Below are 15165 nucleotides of genomic sequence, written 5' to 3' on the forward strand. Positions count from 1 at the left end.
TAGGCGAATAGAATGACATTGTCAACTACCTGATATTTCGTGCCGGATCGTCCTCTCGACATGACTTTCAGCGCCGGATGCTTGATACTGTCATATTTCCCGAAACGCCACTGCCTGCCATGAAAGATCAGCCGGACGACATCCTCGAATTGGTGCATTCGGTCATGCACGAATACCGCTCGCTGCAGTATCGCTTTCTGCGTGACGGGCCGCATGACATCACGCACATGGACGGCAAGGTGCTCGGCTATTTCGCGGCGCATCCAGGCGCGACCCAGAGCGATCTGGCGCAATACAGCGGGCGCGACAAGGCGCAACTCGCGCGGCTGATCAAGGGTTTGCGCGAGCGTGGCCTGCTCGACGCCGAAGCCGACGAAACCGACCGGCGCAGCGTGCGACTGTCGCTCACCGCGAGCGGCGCGAGCGTGCAGCAAGCGTTGCGGCAGCAGGCCAGGCGTCTGTCGAAGAAGGCGGTCGCGGGTCTGAGTGCGACGGAGCAACAGCAACTCGCGGCGCTTTTGCGCGCCATCAAGGCGAATCTCGGCGATGAGGAAGGCGGCCGTTAATCAGCGCCGCAATGCCTCACCCCGCGCTCATCAGCGCCCGCAAATGAGCCGCCGATCCAGTCGCCAGTCCGTCCAGACTGTAGCCGCCTTCGAGGATGGAGACGATGCGTCCATCGCAGGTTTCATCGGCGATTTGCATCAGTTCGCGCGTGATCCAGTGAAAGTCGTCGTCTTCGAGGTTCAGGCCCGCGAGGGGATCAAGCCGATGCGCGTCGAAACCCGCTGAAATCACGATGAGTTGCGGGTTGAACTCGCGCAGCGCCGGCAACATGCCGTTCTCGATGCGCGCGCGGAAAAGCGCCGAATCGCAGCCGCGCGGCAACGGAACGTTCACGATGTTGTGGCTCACGCCGGTCTCGGACTGCGCGCCGGTTCCGGGATACAACGGCGACTGATGGCTCGATGCGTAGAACAATTCGGGCCGCGCGAAAAACGCGGCCTGCGTGCCGTTGCCGTGATGGACATCGAAATCGACCACGGCGACGCGTTCCAGCTTGTGGACTTCATACGCGTAAGCCGCGGCGATCGCGGCCTGATTGAAGATGCAAAAGCCCATCGCGCGATTCGGCTCGGCGTGGTGGCCGCATGGCCGCGTGGCGCAGAACACGTTGCGCGCCTCAGCGCTCATCACCGCATCGACGCCCGCGCACGCCGCGCCGACGCAACGCATCACCGCTTCCCACGATCCCGCCGACATCACGGTATCGCCCGCGTCGAGCGGCATGTAGCCTTGCTTCGGCGCGAGATCCGCGACCTCATCGACGAAATCGCGGTCGTGAATCAGATAGAGCTGGTCGAGCGTACCCGACGGCGCGTCGCGCCATTCCAGCGAGGAAAACTCCTCCGCTCGCAACGCCCGCAACACGGCGACCAACCGCTCGGGCGATTCAGGATGCCCCGGCCCCGGACGATGCTCCATGCAAGCGGCGTGCGAATAGACAAGCGTAGTGGTCATGGTTGGCCGATGCGCGCCACGACCGGCATCGTCTCCCTTGATCCATTGCGCGATTTGCAGGCATCGCTGCCAGTGCGCGCGAACGGTCGTGGCGTTTGTATGCGCCGTCCGGAACGGAATACGGCGTCGCGCCAAGCTTAAGGTTGCGGATGCCTTCGCGATAATTAGAATTTATTTAACGCACCATAGGCTTGCCGTTATGGATGCGCGCGTTTGTTCTTAAACGAAGCGATCAGCGAACCAGACACGGACGCTTGTTATCGAAGGTCCAGTTGGGGATCAGGTATTGCATCGCCACGCCGTCGTCGCGCGCGCCGAGGCCGTGCTGCTGATAGAGCGCGTGCGCCTTGTCCAGCGCGTCCATATCCAGTTCGACGCCCAGCCCCGCCTGCTGCGGCACCTTGACCTTGCCGCCGGTAATCTGCAGCGGATTGCGCGTCAGATGCTGACCATCCTGCCAGATCCAGTGCGTGTCGATGGCCGTGATCTTGCCCGGCGCGGCAGCGGCGACCTGCGTGAACATCGCGAGCGAAATGTCGAAGTGATTGTTCGAATGCGAGCCCCACGTGAGGCCCCATTCGTGACACATCTGCGCGACGCGCACGGAACCCTGCATGGTCCAGAAGTGCGGATCGGCGAGCGGAATATCCACCGACTGCAACTGAATGGCGTGTCCCAGTTGACGCCAGTCCGTCGCGATCATGTTGGTCGCCGTCGGCAAACCGGTCGCGCGCCGGAACTCGGCCATGACTTCTCGGCCCGAGTAACCGTTCTCCGCGCCGCACGGGTCTTCCGCGTAGGCGAGCACGTCGTGCTGATCGCGGCACAGCCGGACCGCTTCGGCGAGCGACCACGCGCCGTTCGGATCGAGCGTCACGCGGGCGTTCGGAAAGCGCTCGGCGAGCGCCGTGACCGCTTCGATTTCCGCGTCGCCCGTGAGCACGCCGCCCTTGAGCTTGAAATCGTTGAAACCGTAGCGCGCCTGCGCGGCCTCCGCAAGCCGCACGACAGCTTCCGGCGTCATCGCCTCTTCGGTGCGCAGGCGTTCCCAATCGTCGCGCCCGTCCGCGCCGTCGGCATACGGCAGGTCGGTTTTGTTGCGATCGCCGATATAGAACAGATAGCCGAGCATCTCGACTTCGTCGCGTTGCTGGCCTTCGCCGAGCAGCGCCGCGACCGGTACGCCGAGATGCTGGCCGAGCAAATCGAGCAACGCGGCTTCGAGCGCCGTCACGGCGTGGATCGTGGTCCGCAGGTCGAACGTTTGCAGGCCGCGGCCGCCCGCGTCGCGATCGGCGAACTGCGTGCGCGCCCGGTTGAGCACGGCCTGCAAATTGCCGATGGATTGCCCGACGACGAGCGAACGCGCGTCGTCGATAGTCTTGCGGATCGCCTCGCCGCCCGGCACTTCGCCGACGCCCATATTGCCCGCGCTGTCGCGCAGGATCACGACGTTGCGTGTGAAGAACGGTCCGTGCGCGCCGCTCAGGTTCATCAGCATGCTGTCGCGTCCGGCGACGGGCACGACGCGCAGTTCGGTGAGGGTCGGCGTGGCGTTCGGTTGAATCGTGTTCGTGGACATGGTCTGGTGCCTGACTAGTGAAAAGGCCGTTCGAATGAGTTACGTTGTCTGACGACACTGTACTTTCTGACCGGAATTTTTTCAACGAAGCGTTTACCCTGTCGAGCCTTGGCCTTTAAGCATAAGGCGGAACCGACGAATCACGCATTTGGGAGCGTACTTGCCGCATTGAATTAAGACATCGGACAACTAAAATCGTCCAAGACCGTAAACGCAGACAGGCCCGCAAGCGGGCCTGTCCTCAACCACGTTCAACGCCAACTCACTTCGGCGTCTGGCCGATCTCGTGATTCGCCAGGATTTCGAGCGCGCGCACCATCCCCGAGTGATCCCACGCGGCGCCGCCGTGCGCCGCGCAGGCGTTGAACAGCGCCTGACACGTCGCCGTGTTGGGCAGCGAAACGCCGAGCGCCTGCGCCGTCGTCAGCGCCAGATTCAAATCCTTCTGATGCAATTCGATCCGGAACCCCGGGTTGAACGTGCGCTTCGTCATGCGCTCGCCGTGCACTTCCAAAATCCGCGACGACGCGAAGCCGCCCATCAGCGCCGTGCGTACTTTTTCGGCATCGACGCCCGCCTTCGACGCCAGCAACAGCGCCTCGCCGACCGCTTCGATGGTCGCCGCGACGATCACCTGATTCGCCACCTTGCAGACCTGTCCCGCGCCGACTTCGCCGATCAGCGAAATGTTCTTGCCCATCATGTCGAACAGCGGCTTGACGGCGTCGAAGGTCGCCTGCGATCCACCCACCATGATCGTCAGCGATCCGGCTTTCGCGCCGACCTCGCCGCCCGACACCGGCGCATCGAGATATTCCGCGCCGCGTTCGCGAACGCGCGCCGCGAAGTCGCGCGTCGCCATCGGCGAGATGGAGCTCATGTCCACGACTACCTGGCCCGCGCGCAAGCTTTCCGCTACGCCGTTCTCGCCGAACAGCACACGTTCGACGTCGGGCGTATCCGGCACCATGATAAAAATGACATCGGCCGCGGTGGCGACCGCAGCGGGACTGTCGCACGCGACGACACCGGCTTCCGTCAGCTCGGCGGGCACGCCGCTTCGGGTGAAGGCGGCGAGTTCGACACCGTTCTTGCGAAGATTCGCGGCCATGGGCTTGCCCATGATGCCGAGTCCGATAAAGCCTGCTTTTTGCATGTTCTTGCTCCGAGAGAATTCAGTGTTCAGGGTGTCCGGCCAGCGCGTCAGGCCGCCTGGCCTTGAATGAAATGTTTCCGCACGCCTTGCGCGGCGTTTCGCAGAAGGCCCATGTCGGCGCACACCGCGACCAGTGTGCTACCCATTTCCAGATAACGCTCGGCGTCTTGCTGGACCGGCGCAAGAATGCCGCTCGGCTTGCCCCCCGCCTTCACGCGCGCAAAAATATGCGCGATCGCTTCCTGCACTTCCGGATGACTCGCATCGCCCATATGGCCGAAATTCGCCGCGAGATCGGACGGTCCGACGAACACGGCGTCCACGCCATCCACGGCCGTGATTTCGTCGATTGCATCGACGGCGGCGCGGCTTTCGATCTGCACCACCACGCAGATATTATCGTTCGCCACCTTGAGATAATCCGGCACCGTGCCGTAGCGGTTCGCGCGCGTGCCGACCGACACGCCGCGAATGCCAAGCGGCGGATAACGCGTGGCCGCGACGGCGCGCTGCGCATCGTCGGCGCTATCGACGAAGGGAATCAGGAAGTTGAAAAAACCCGCGTCGAGCAGACGCTTGATGACCACGCTTTCGTTCGCGGGCGGCCGCACCATCGGCGCGGTGGGACTGTCCTTCAGCGCCATCAATTGCGGAATCAGCGTGAGGACGTCGTTCGGCGCGTGCTCGGCGTCCAGCAACATCCAGTCGAAGCCGCACACGCCCAGCAACTCGGTTGTGATCGGACTTGCGAGGGAAGCCCAGCAACCGATCATCCGGTCGCCGTTGCGGACAGCCTGCCGAAACGCGTTGGGAAGAGGTTGATACGGCGCTGATGATGTCATGTCGTCTCCGGAAGATAAGCAATCTAGGGTGGAATGCCGCGTCCTTGAAAGCCAACATGTTGTCGGACGTCTTAATGAAGAGTACGCGTTAAACTGACGACATACAACAGGGGAGTAAACCCGAATCACCCTGAAATGCCCTACAACAAAAGGCCGAGTGACTTGATAACGTTTCGTCGATGTTATACGATGACTGATATCAATTCAACCCTCGGAGACTCCATGCACATCACCGGCGAAATGTTGATCGGCCGCTCGGCCGTCCGTGGCGGCGACAAGCCGTTGCGCGCCTTCAACCCGTCCACGGGCGAAGATATCGGCGCTCCGGTGTTCGGCAGCGGCACGACCGCGAACGTCGCGGCGGCCTGCGAACTCGCCCAAAAAGCATTCGACCCGTATCGCCGTCTTCCGTTGTCGGTCCGCGCGGAATTCCTGGAACGTATCGCCGATGGCATTCTGGCGCTGGGCGACGCGCTGATCCAGCGCGCCAGCGAAGAATCCGGCTTGCCGAAAGCGCGTCTCGAAGGCGAGCGCGGCAGAACGACCGGCCAGCTCAAGCTGTTCGCGCAAGTCGTGCGCGCGGGCCAGTGGCTCGACGCCACGCTCGATTCGCCGCTGCCGGAGCGCAAGCCCCTGCCCCGCTCCGACCTGCGCATGCAGAAGATCGCGCTCGGCCCGGTCGCCGTGTTTGGCGCAAGCAACTTTCCGCTGGCGTTTTCGGTTGCCGGCGGCGATACCGCCGCGGCGCTCGCGGCCGGTTGCCCGGTCGTCGTCAAGGCGCATAGCGCGCATCTCGGCACGTCGGAAATGGTCGGACGCGTGATCCAGCAAGCCGCTCGCGACATGGATCTGCCGGAAGGCGTGTTTTCGCTGATCGTCGGCGCGGGGCGCGTGGTGGGTGAAGCGCTCGTGTCGCATCCGGCCATCAAGGCGGTCGGTTTCACCGGATCGCGCGCGGGCGGAACGTCGCTGATGCAGGTCGCCGCGCGCCGCCCAGAACCGATTCCGGTCTACGCGGAAATGAGCAGCATCAACCCGGTGTTCCTGTTGCCCGCTGCGCTGGCGGCACGCGGCGAGTCGATCGCGCGCGGTTTCGTCGATTCGCTCGTGCTCGGCGCGGGCCAGTTTTGCACGAACCCGGGTCTCGCGATCGGTATCGACGGTCCGGAACTGAAGGCGTTCATCGAAACTTCCGCCGCCGCGCTCAGCGCAAAACCGGCGCAGACGATGCTCACCTCGGGCATTCACTCGGCGTATCAGCAAGGCGAGCAAACGCTCGCGGCGACCGAGGGCGTCGAGCCGGTCGCGCACGGCCAGGCGGCAACGGGTCCGACGCAGGCGTGCGCGGCGCTCTTCGTCACCGACGCCGCGACGTTCCTCGCCAAGGCCGAACTGGAAGACGAAGTGTTCGGCCCGGCATCGACCGTGATCCGCTGCAAGGACGCGAACGAACTTGCGGTCGTCGCGGAGCATTTCGTCGGGCAACTCACGGCGACGCTTCAGATGGATCGCGACGACGTCGGCACGGCGAAGAAGCTCGTGCCGATCCTCGAACGCAAGGCCGGCCGGATTCTGGTGAACGGCTTCCCGACCGGCGTCGAGGTGTCGCACGCGATGGTTCACGGCGGTCCGTTCCCGGCGACGGCGGACAGCCGCGTGACGTCGGTCGGCACGACGTCGATCGAGCGTTTCCTGCGCCCGGTCTGCTATCAGGACTTCCCGGCCGAACTTCTGCCCGAGGCGCTGCTCGATAACAATCCGCTCGATTTGTGGCGGCGTCGCGATGGCGAGATCGTTCGCGGCTGATTTTTTCCGCTGACGTTCGACATTCAGGAAAAGCGGTCAATTCGATTGACCGCTTTTTTTATGGGCGTCGCGCGCGGACGTTCTTGACTAAGCAGGCGCATTCACTAACATGGGCTTGTCGGACGACCTTCGACCCAAGCCGAATGCGCGACGGTCACACGTCCGACCACCCTTTTTACCGTGGCAAAACATAATTCCGATGAGCGCTCTTACTGACAAAGTCGTCGTTACGCTCTCCGGCGATATCCAGCGCGGCCTGCTCCGGCCCGGCGACCGAATTCCCACCGAAGTCGCGCTGATGAAGCAATTGTCGGTCAGCCGCTCGGTCGTCCGCGAGGCGATTTCACGCCTGCAGGCCGCGCGGATCGTCGAGACGCGGCACGGCATCGGCACGTTCATCCTCGCGCCGGAGAAGGCGGAGGACATGCACCTGCCGACCGCCGACCTCTCGAACATGCTCGACGTCATGGCGGTGATCGAGTTTCGGATCGACCTGGAAGCCGCCGCCGCCGCGCTCGCCGCCACGCGCCGCTCCGACCAGCATCTGAAGCGCATCGAGGCGACGCTCGACCATTTCGAAGCGGAACTGGCGCGCGGCAGCACGGACGTGCTCGCGCACGATGTCGAATTTCACATGCAGATTGCGCAGGCGAGCGGCAACCGGTACTTTTTCGACGTCCTGAGCCAGATGGGCCGCGGAATCAGTCCACGGACGCGGCTCGGCCAGGCGGCCATTGCCGAACTCGATCAGATCGAACGGCTGCGCAGCGTGCTGAACGAGCATCGGCTGGTGTATCAGGCAATCGTGCGCCAGGACGCCGACGATGCGCGCGCCGCCATGCGGATGCACCTCAGCAACAGCCGCGAGCGACTGCGCCGCGCGCACGAATCGACCGTCGCTTAGTCTTTTGCTGCTGCGTCGCGCGGCGTTTTTTACGCGATGTGCGCTGCAAAGCCGGACAGTTCTGGCGCGATATCGGCGCGCAGCGTGAGCGCCGGAATCTCGTAAGCGCCCGCGTTTTGCGGTCGGAAAGCAATCGGCTGGGTTTTAGCGAGATCGTCCAGACGCTGGCCGAGCGTATCGCGAATGGTTGAAAACCGCGCTTCGTCGATCCGGCTTGTCCGATGAATCACGACCGGCGGCAACACGTCGAACCCCGGGTAATACAGAATGCCGTGCTGGATGGGGAACAGAATGTCGTCCATCGGACCATTGATGCCCCGCGCGGCGTAGTGCGACTCCCAGCCGCCCGTCGTGACGATCAGCATCGCGCGCTTGCCTGTCATCGCGCCCTCCCCGTAGCGCTCGCCCCAACGCGCGTCCGAATGTTCGCCGACGCCATACGCGAAACCGTTCGCATACACGCGCTCCACCCAGCCCTTGAGAATCGCGGGCATCGAAAACCACCACAACGGAAATTGCAGAATCACCGTATCCGCCCAGCGCAGTTTCTCCTGTTCGAGCGCGATGTCGGGGCTTTGCAGATCGTTGTCGAACGCATGGCGCGAGTCGCGCGCGGGATCGAAGCGGGCTTCGGACTGGCGCTCCAGCGTGTCGCCGGCATCGAGCGGCGCCTTCCACTTCATCGCGTACAAATCCGAAACCTGCACGACATGGCCCGCATCTTCGAGGCGCTTGACGGCAAAGTCCCTGAGCGCGCCGTTAAGCGACTTCGGTTCGGGATGGGCATAGACGATCAGGACATTCATGACTGGACTCCGTTAGCAGATGAGACCAGATTAGGCCGCGCTCCGGTATATTGGAAATGAATATCCAATATGGCAGGTATTACGATGAATAATCTGCGGCGACTGGACCTCAACCTGCTGGTGACGCTCGATGTTTTGCTGTCGGAACACAACGTGACGCGCGCGGCGGAACGCCTGAACTTTTCGCAACCATCGGTGAGCGTGCATCTTTCGAAGCTGCGCGATATCTTCGACGACCCGCTGCTGCTCCCTGGTCCGCGCGGCATGCGGCCGACCGCGCGAGCCGAAGCGTTGCGCGAGCCGTTGCGACAGGCGCTCGAATCGCTCGACCGCGCCGTTTCGCCCGCCAGTCCCTTCGATCCCGCCGAATCCAGCCATACGTGGCACGTGGCCGCATCCGACTACAGCGAATCGACCATCCTTCTGCCCGCCTTGAGCAGCTTGCGCACGGCGGCGCCCGGCGCGCGGCTCGCCGTGCTCGAATCGACGCCCGCGCGCATCGCGAAGCAGGCGGAACAAGGCGAAATAGATCTCGCGTTCCATACCAGCGAGGGCGCGCCGCCTGGCTTGCGCCGCCGCCTGCTTTTCAAGGAGCGCTACGTGCTCGCCGGCCGCGCGGGGCATCCGCGCTTGAAACGCCGGCCAACGCTCGCGCAATTCTGCGCGCTCGATCACGTCATCATGTCGCCGGAGGGCGGCGGGTTTTTCGGCATCACCGATGAAGCGCTCGCGCACGCCGGCCTCACGCGCCGCGTCGTGCTGTCCGTTCCGCACTTCCTGTTCATGGTGTCGGTGCTGACGAGCACCGATCTCGTCGCGATGTTGCCCGCGCGGCTGGTGCGTGATAGCGCGGCGTTGCGCGTGGTCGAGTCGCCGGTCGATGTGCCCGGCTTCGAGATGGCGATGCTCTGGCACGAGCGTTCTCATCGCGACCCGGCGCATCAATGGCTGCGCGAGCACATCGCGAATTCCGTGTGATGGTTGGCGGCTGCTATATCAGCGCGCGACGCGCGAGTTCTTCCGCCAGCGCTTCCGCGCCAGTGAAACGATACGCGTGCAATCCGGCGTCGATCGCGCCCGCGACATTCGCTTCCGTATCGTCGATAAAGAGCGTTTCGTCCGCGCGCGCCCGATCCGTTCGATGCAGCCGAGATACGCCTGCGCCGCCGGTTTCGCCGCCCCGAACCACGCGCACGCGTAGATTTGCACGCCGAAAAGCCGGGCCACGGCGGGATTCAGATAGGCCATGTTGTCGATCATCAGGCCGCAATTGTTGGTGAGCACCGCGATCCGCCGCCGCTCGGCCACGCGGGCGGCGAGCGCGAGCGTGTCGGCGTTTGGCGTGATCGACGCGCGGCGGGAGGTCAGCCAGTCGTCGCGGCCGATGCGGCAATTCAATAGATCGCCGAGTGCGCTGAGGTATTCGTCGTCGCCGATCTCGCCCGCGTCCGCGCGCGCTTCGAGTCCGGAACCCCAGATTGCGTGACGCACGGCGTCGGCGCTTTGCCCCGAAACCGCCGACAAATGGGCGACCCGTGCCGCGCGGTCGTAGTGAGAGAGAACGCCTTCCATGTCGAAAAGGACGAGCGTGATGGCGGTTGTCATGCTGTCGGCCCCGCGTCAGGTATCCGGAATCGCTGCGTTGACCAAGCTTATCGCGGACGAAAATCCGCTGTGTCGATTGTTCGCACGATAAGTGCATGGTTTTGCAGGATTCGATCGTGTTCCACCTCCGGATAACGACCTTCCTGGATCAACCGCTCGGACGCGCGCATGGCCGCGTGCCGAAACGTCGGACCCGCGTTGAAGCCGCTGACGCTGAGTTCATCGAGCGCCCGCCAGGCGTAGATCGCAGCATCGATAAACAATATGTCCGCGGGATACGGGATCTCGGTGGCACGTTGCGCGTAGAGGGCGCCCAGCGTGTGCTGCCCTTTCAGACGCAAATACCGCGCGAGTTCGACAAGCGGCTCTGCGCGCGCTGGCCGATAAGCGTAAGCCTCCAGATATGCCAGATGAACGATCGCTGCATCTGCGTTAAGACGTTCATTCAGCATGGCGATCTGGAGCTTGGCGTACCACACTTCTTCGCCCCATTCCTCGAGCGCCACGCGCCTATGGTAGGTGTCGAGAGCCTCTTGCAACAGACCGGCTTCCCGGAACGATTGGGCCAGATAGAAGACGTTGCGGGTGTTGTTCGGCTCTGTTTCCAGCGCGCGCCGCAGGATCTCGACGTCCTTCAGATAAGTCTTCGGATCCTGGCTACGCCCACCGTCAAGGCTCGATTTAAGCAAAAGCGGCAGAGTTTGCCACGTGGTCGGCGTGTCGCGCGTCAGATACTCGTGCAGCACGCCGGCCCAGTAAAAACCTGAGTCGGCACGCACGAACGCGTTTCTGACGAACTCACACGTTTCGTTGAAACGGACATGAAACTGGCAGGCATCGCCGAGCTGATCTGGCCATGCGAAATCCGACGGCACGTGCAGCGTCTCATCGGCGTCGAGGAACAGCAAGTAATCGAAGCGGCTGCCGTGCACGGGCGTGGTTTCAACAACGCCGCCGAACATCTTCACTTCAGTGCCAATCGTTCGGCGATATTGCTCTGCTGCCCTGAGCGCCTCGGTACGGTTGTGGCCGAAGCTTATCCACGGGCGTTCATAGAGAACACCGGGGATTCCCTTGCCGTCGAAGTACTTCTGGATGATGCGCTGCGTCCCATCGGTCGACCCCGTGTCGACGATCACCCAGCAGTCAATGATGTCGACAGCCGAACTCAGACAACGTTCGATAACGTGTGCTTCGTCCTTCACGATCATGTTCAGGCAAACACGAGGTTTGGTCATTTATTCTTCTTCCTGTTTGTCCGCGTGTTTCGTCTGATCGAGGTCGGCGAAACGCGGGCAGTCGCGCTCTATGTACACCGTCTCGCTGGTCTCCATGGCAACTCGTACAGGCGTGCCTTTTCACGTCATGCGGCTCGACTTTAATAGTTCGTTATCCGATCTATTTTACCATTACGAAAGGAAGCGCGGATAAACGCGTAAGGTTCGAAGCGGAACGTTAACTGACCGGAGCCCGCGTGTGAAAGGCGCCGGCGCGACCGTGCCAGTTACGGACGGCAGTTGTTCGTCGCGGGGCGTTTCGCGAACTGGTGGATCGCGTAGTCGGCACCCGTGGCCAGAATTTCTTCGACGTGATCGAGTTCTGGATCGAAGGCGCGACGATGATCGAAGTGCTGACCGATGAAATGCAGGCGCGATACCTGGCGTTCGCGACGCCCGCGAATTTCCGTGCGTTCGCGGCGCAGGCGTAAGCGCAGGCGGCGATGTAGTTTCGGGACTTCGGGCGTCGCGCTTACTGAACGGTCTTCGGCGGGTTCGCGCCGTTGTCCGGTGGCATCGGATGCATGCCGTTGTCGGGCATCGTCATGTTATCGCTGGACTTTTTCGCCATTTTGTCCAGCGGACTGTCGATCGGATCGCCGCGATAAGTCATTCCGGCCGTCGCCGCGCCGTGCGCATTGCCGCCGCCGGTGCCGCCCTGCCCGTTACCGCCTGCTTGCGCAAACGCGTTGTTGGCGACGAGTGCCGGGACGACGACGGCGAATATCAAAACGGCTTTGCGCGCTAACTTTTCCATGACTTCTCTCCGATAAGCCTGACAGATGCGAATTTCGCGACATCGGCTACCGGATGACACCGTTGAAATGGCGGCCTTGAATAGCTATACGCGCGTCGTCGGCGCGTGGATTCAGAGGCGGCGGGAATGCGAGTGAGAGAAGAACGCGCAGGACCGCGCGGTCAGTGCGACGACTCGGACGCCGCCTCCCCGCATCGCCCACCGTCGATCGAACCGCGAATATCCTGCTGAACCCTTTTGCCTGCGTCGCCGCACGAACTGTCGTCACGCGACGCGTTCGACGTCAACGCGGCGCTTTCTTCATGCATCGCCACGCTCTGCATCCCACCGGCGCGGGGTTGCGCGAACTCCTCTGCATCGACGGCGACGGCGGCGCACACGCCGGCAATGAGGATGACGCCTGGAAACGCTTTCGAACGTTGCATGATCGACCTCGGCATGAAAACACGTTAAGCGCGACACGACGGTGCGCCGTGATCGGGAACTCAGCGTAAACGCTATTGTGCAATGCACAATCGAAAATTCCGTCGCCAAATAAGGTCTGTCAAGCAGTGAAAAAAGGCAAAAAAAACGGCGCGCACTGAAACGTGCGCGCCGCTTTTACAGCCACCATGCCCGGACGAGCCGGGCAATCGACATCAGAAAATATTGCGGATACCGACCGCAACACCGGTCTGGTTGTTGCGGCCCGGGAAGTCCGCAGTCGCGGCGCCCGTGCCACGGATGAAGTCGACCGTGCCATACACTTCCGTGCGCTTCGACAGCGAGTACTCGGCGAGCAGGACGCCCGAGTAGCGCGTGCCGCGTCCGAGCGTGACGCCGTCAGCGTTCAGCGCGTTACGCGAGTGATCGTAGTAAGCGGCGGCGGTCAACAGCAGCGGCGGCGTGATCTGCCACGTCGAACCGACGTAGAAGCCATCGTCGATCCGGTTCGTGTTCGTCACCGGCGCAGCAAAGCCCGCTGCCGGCGAGCCGGTTGCAGCCATGAAGATATCGACCATGCCGGTGTTGTCCTGCGCGTGCAGCCAGCCGGCGAAAGCCTTGACCGTGCTGAACGAGTAGACGGCGCTCAAGTTGACGACGTTGAACTTGTTGTTGTTCGCGTCGCTGTTTTGCTGGAAGCCTGCGTCGAACGCCAGGCCGCCGAACGTGTACGACGCAGTCAGGCCGTACATGTTGCTCGCGCCCGTGCTGCCGGCGACGCCGCCGAAGCTGTACATCGCTTCCACGTTCAGGCCGCCGAACTGGCCGTTGTACTTGACCGAGTTGTTCGAACGCAGGCCGTAGCCGAGCGCGCCCGGCAACCAGCCGTCCTGATCGAAATTACCGACGGTCAGCGGATCGTAGACATTGCCCAGCATGTCGAACAGCGGCGTGTTCTGACGGCCAGCCGTCAACGTGCCGTACTGGTTGCTCGAAATCCCGACATAGGCCATCCGGTTGAACAGCGTGTTCGTGCTTGCCAGCGTGCCGTTATTCAGGTTGAAACCGTTTTCGAGCCGGAACACGGTGGACAGTCCGCCGCCCAGATCTTCGGAACCCTTCAGGCCCCAACGGCTGCCGGTGATCGGGCCGACGCCCATCGATACCTGGCTGTCGTTGTTTGCGTTGGCGTTGGTCAGGTAACGAACGCTCGTATCGACGATGCCGTACAGCGTGACCGAGTTTTGCGCGAAAGCGGATTGTGCCGCGAGGGCGATCAGTGCGCCGCCGATGGCGCTAATGGTTTTTTTCACTGAGGTGCTCCCCTTGTTTAATTGTCAGGCTTTACCGCTGGCCCTGATGTTGACCGCAGTTTAACGAGCGCTTTTTAGCCTGGGCGCAATGATATTTCCGTCAAATTAAGTCGAAGCCACTTTTCGAGATTTGTCGCCAACTTGCAACATCGCGGCGACGTTGAGTTGACGTTTGCGTCAACTGGCTATCCGCTGTGCGCGAATGTGCGTCCGGGGAGAGGAGAAGAAATGCCGCGCCGCGCGTCGATCTTTTATTTCTGGTGACGCGGGCGTTCGGGTTTTTCCGGGCTTGGCGTCCGGATTTAAGCTTCGGACAGAACTTGCTGGATCATCTGTTCGAACGCTTCGACGGGTTGTCCGCCGGTCACGAGATATTGCTGATTGAAGATGATCGACGGCACCGACTGGATGCCCATCGCCTGATATTCGCGCTCTTCGGCGCGAACTTCTTCGGCGTAGTCGCCGTTGCGCAGCACTTCTTCGGCCCGCGCCGCGTCGAGTCCGACCGATTGCGCCGCTTCGACGAGCACCGCGTGGTCGCTGGTGTCCCGGCCTTTACCGTGATATGCGTCGAGCAGCGCCAGTTTGAGCGGCACCTGCTTTCCTTCGATCCCGGCCCAGTGCATCAGGCGATGCGCGTCGAACGTGTTGTAGACGCGCGTTCGCGGGCCGAAAGTAAATCCGACCGCCGCGCCGCGCTCGCGGATAGTCTCTTGCGTTTCGGCAATCTGCGCCGGCGTGCGGCCATATTTCGCGCCGAGATAATCGACGATGGACTCGCCGCCCGGCCCCATGTCCGGATTCAACTCGAACGGATGCACGACGATATGCGCATCGACCTTGTCGCCCAAACGCGTGAGCGCGCGCTGGAGCGAGGAAAGTCCGATCGCGCACCACGGGCAGGCGATATCGGAAATGAAATCAATTTTCAGCGGTTGTGTCATTGCAGTCCTGTCCTGAGAAAGAGCGATGCCGGTCAGATTAGCCCGATTCGCCGGCGTTTGCAGGCCAGGCGGCCGGCTTTTCGTCAGCGAGCGGCACGCCGGGCGCAAACCAGCAGATTGCCACGCGCGCTTCAAACCGGCCACGTGATCGGCGCGCTCTCAGGTCAAAAAGTGTCCCAGAGAACATTAACTGTATATACTGTTTATACCGTTTAAACCTGGAAGAACA

The 15165-nt window shown here is 62.5% G+C and carries 16 protein-coding genes and 1 pseudogene; 5 read left to right on the forward strand and 12 right to left on the reverse strand.

Annotation, left to right across the window (positions count from 1 at the left end):
- The first annotated feature begins 119 nt into the window (after window positions 1–119).
- Window positions 120–566 (forward strand): MarR family winged helix-turn-helix transcriptional regulator, encoded by a 447-nt coding sequence (locus tag AC3D25_RS24385; protein ID WP_488891036.1) that lies wholly within the window; start codon window positions 120–122, stop codon window positions 564–566.
- Between the two features lie 16 nt (window positions 567–582).
- Here AC3D25_RS24385 and AC3D25_RS24390 read toward each other — a convergent pair whose 3' ends face one another.
- The 4 genes from AC3D25_RS24390 to garL form a co-directional block, all read right to left on the reverse strand.
- The gene (locus tag AC3D25_RS24390) at window positions 583–1521 is read right to left on the reverse strand and encodes a histone deacetylase family protein (RefSeq protein ID WP_488891037.1); all 939 of its coding nucleotides are present in this window, start codon (window positions 1519–1521) and stop codon (window positions 583–585) included.
- A gap of 232 nt (window positions 1522–1753) precedes the next feature.
- Complete coding sequence (gene gudD / locus AC3D25_RS24395; RefSeq protein ID WP_488891038.1) at window positions 1754–3103, reverse strand: glucarate dehydratase; 1350 nt, start codon at window positions 3101–3103, stop codon at window positions 1754–1756.
- Between the two features lie 262 nt (window positions 3104–3365).
- Window positions 3366–4289, reverse strand: a complete 924-nt coding sequence (locus tag AC3D25_RS24400; protein WP_488891075.1) for a 2-hydroxy-3-oxopropionate reductase — start codon at window positions 4287–4289, stop codon at window positions 3366–3368.
- A gap of 17 nt (window positions 4290–4306) precedes the next feature.
- Window positions 4307–5101 (reverse strand): 2-dehydro-3-deoxyglucarate aldolase, encoded by a 795-nt coding sequence (garL, locus tag AC3D25_RS24405; RefSeq protein ID WP_488891039.1) that lies wholly within the window; start codon window positions 5099–5101, stop codon window positions 4307–4309.
- Between the two features lie 222 nt (window positions 5102–5323).
- On the opposite strand from garL, the gene AC3D25_RS24410 reads away from it, so the two are divergent.
- Both AC3D25_RS24410 and AC3D25_RS24415 read left to right on the forward strand, forming a co-directional pair.
- Window positions 5324–6907, forward strand: a complete 1584-nt coding sequence (locus AC3D25_RS24410) for an aldehyde dehydrogenase (NADP(+)) (RefSeq protein WP_488891040.1) — start codon at window positions 5324–5326, stop codon at window positions 6905–6907.
- Window positions 6908–7106: 199 nt separating this feature from the next.
- Window positions 7107–7811 (forward strand): FadR/GntR family transcriptional regulator, encoded by a 705-nt coding sequence (locus tag AC3D25_RS24415; RefSeq protein ID WP_488891041.1) that lies wholly within the window; start codon window positions 7107–7109, stop codon window positions 7809–7811.
- Between the two features lie 29 nt (window positions 7812–7840).
- On the opposite strand, the gene AC3D25_RS24420 is transcribed toward AC3D25_RS24415, so the two are convergent.
- On the reverse strand, window positions 7841–8617 hold the full coding sequence (locus AC3D25_RS24420) for an NAD(P)H-dependent oxidoreductase (RefSeq protein WP_488891042.1): 777 nt from the start codon (window positions 8615–8617) through the stop codon (window positions 7841–7843).
- Window positions 8618–8686: 69 nt separating this feature from the next.
- Here AC3D25_RS24420 and AC3D25_RS24425 point away from each other — a divergent pair, with 69 nt between their 5' ends.
- Window positions 8687–9595 (forward strand): LysR family transcriptional regulator, encoded by a 909-nt coding sequence (locus AC3D25_RS24425; RefSeq protein WP_488891043.1) that lies wholly within the window; start codon window positions 8687–8689, stop codon window positions 9593–9595.
- A gap of 13 nt (window positions 9596–9608) precedes the next feature.
- On the opposite strand, the pseudogene AC3D25_RS24430 reads toward AC3D25_RS24425, so the two are convergent.
- Window positions 9609–10222 (reverse strand): annotated as a pseudogene (locus tag AC3D25_RS24430) (HAD family hydrolase).
- A 47-nt stretch (window positions 10223–10269) separates the two neighbouring features.
- Window positions 10270–11460 carry a tetratricopeptide repeat-containing glycosyltransferase gene (locus tag AC3D25_RS24435; RefSeq protein WP_488891044.1) on the reverse strand — a complete coding sequence of 397 codons (1191 nt, stop codon included), beginning with the start codon at window positions 11458–11460 and terminating at the stop codon, window positions 10270–10272.
- A gap of 308 nt (window positions 11461–11768) precedes the next feature.
- Between AC3D25_RS24435 and AC3D25_RS24440 the strand changes: the two genes are divergently transcribed.
- Window positions 11769–11930 (forward strand): hypothetical protein, encoded by a 162-nt coding sequence (locus AC3D25_RS24440; RefSeq protein WP_488891045.1) that lies wholly within the window; start codon window positions 11769–11771, stop codon window positions 11928–11930.
- Window positions 11931–11971: 41 nt separating this feature from the next.
- On the opposite strand, the gene AC3D25_RS24445 is transcribed toward AC3D25_RS24440, so the two are convergent.
- The 5 genes from AC3D25_RS24445 to AC3D25_RS24465 form a co-directional block, all read right to left on the reverse strand.
- Window positions 11972–12256, reverse strand: a complete 285-nt coding sequence (locus AC3D25_RS24445; protein WP_488891046.1) for a hypothetical protein — start codon at window positions 12254–12256, stop codon at window positions 11972–11974.
- A 161-nt stretch (window positions 12257–12417) separates the two neighbouring features.
- Window positions 12418–12681 (reverse strand): hypothetical protein, encoded by a 264-nt coding sequence (locus AC3D25_RS24450; RefSeq protein WP_488891047.1) that lies wholly within the window; start codon window positions 12679–12681, stop codon window positions 12418–12420.
- Between the two features lie 213 nt (window positions 12682–12894).
- A complete protein-coding gene (locus AC3D25_RS24455; RefSeq protein ID WP_488891048.1) occupies window positions 12895–13992 on the reverse strand; it encodes a porin in 1098 nt (365 codons plus the stop codon).
- 302 nt (window positions 13993–14294) lie between these two features.
- The gene (locus tag AC3D25_RS24460; protein ID WP_488891049.1) at window positions 14295–14936 is read right to left on the reverse strand and encodes a DsbA family oxidoreductase; all 642 of its coding nucleotides are present in this window, start codon (window positions 14934–14936) and stop codon (window positions 14295–14297) included.
- 37 nt (window positions 14937–14973) lie between these two features.
- A partial coding sequence (locus AC3D25_RS24465; RefSeq protein WP_488891050.1) for a hypothetical protein occupies window positions 14974–15165 on the reverse strand: 192 nt, incomplete at its 5' end.

The sequence above is a fragment of the Caballeronia sp. SL1002 genome (genome assembly GCF_057814995.1).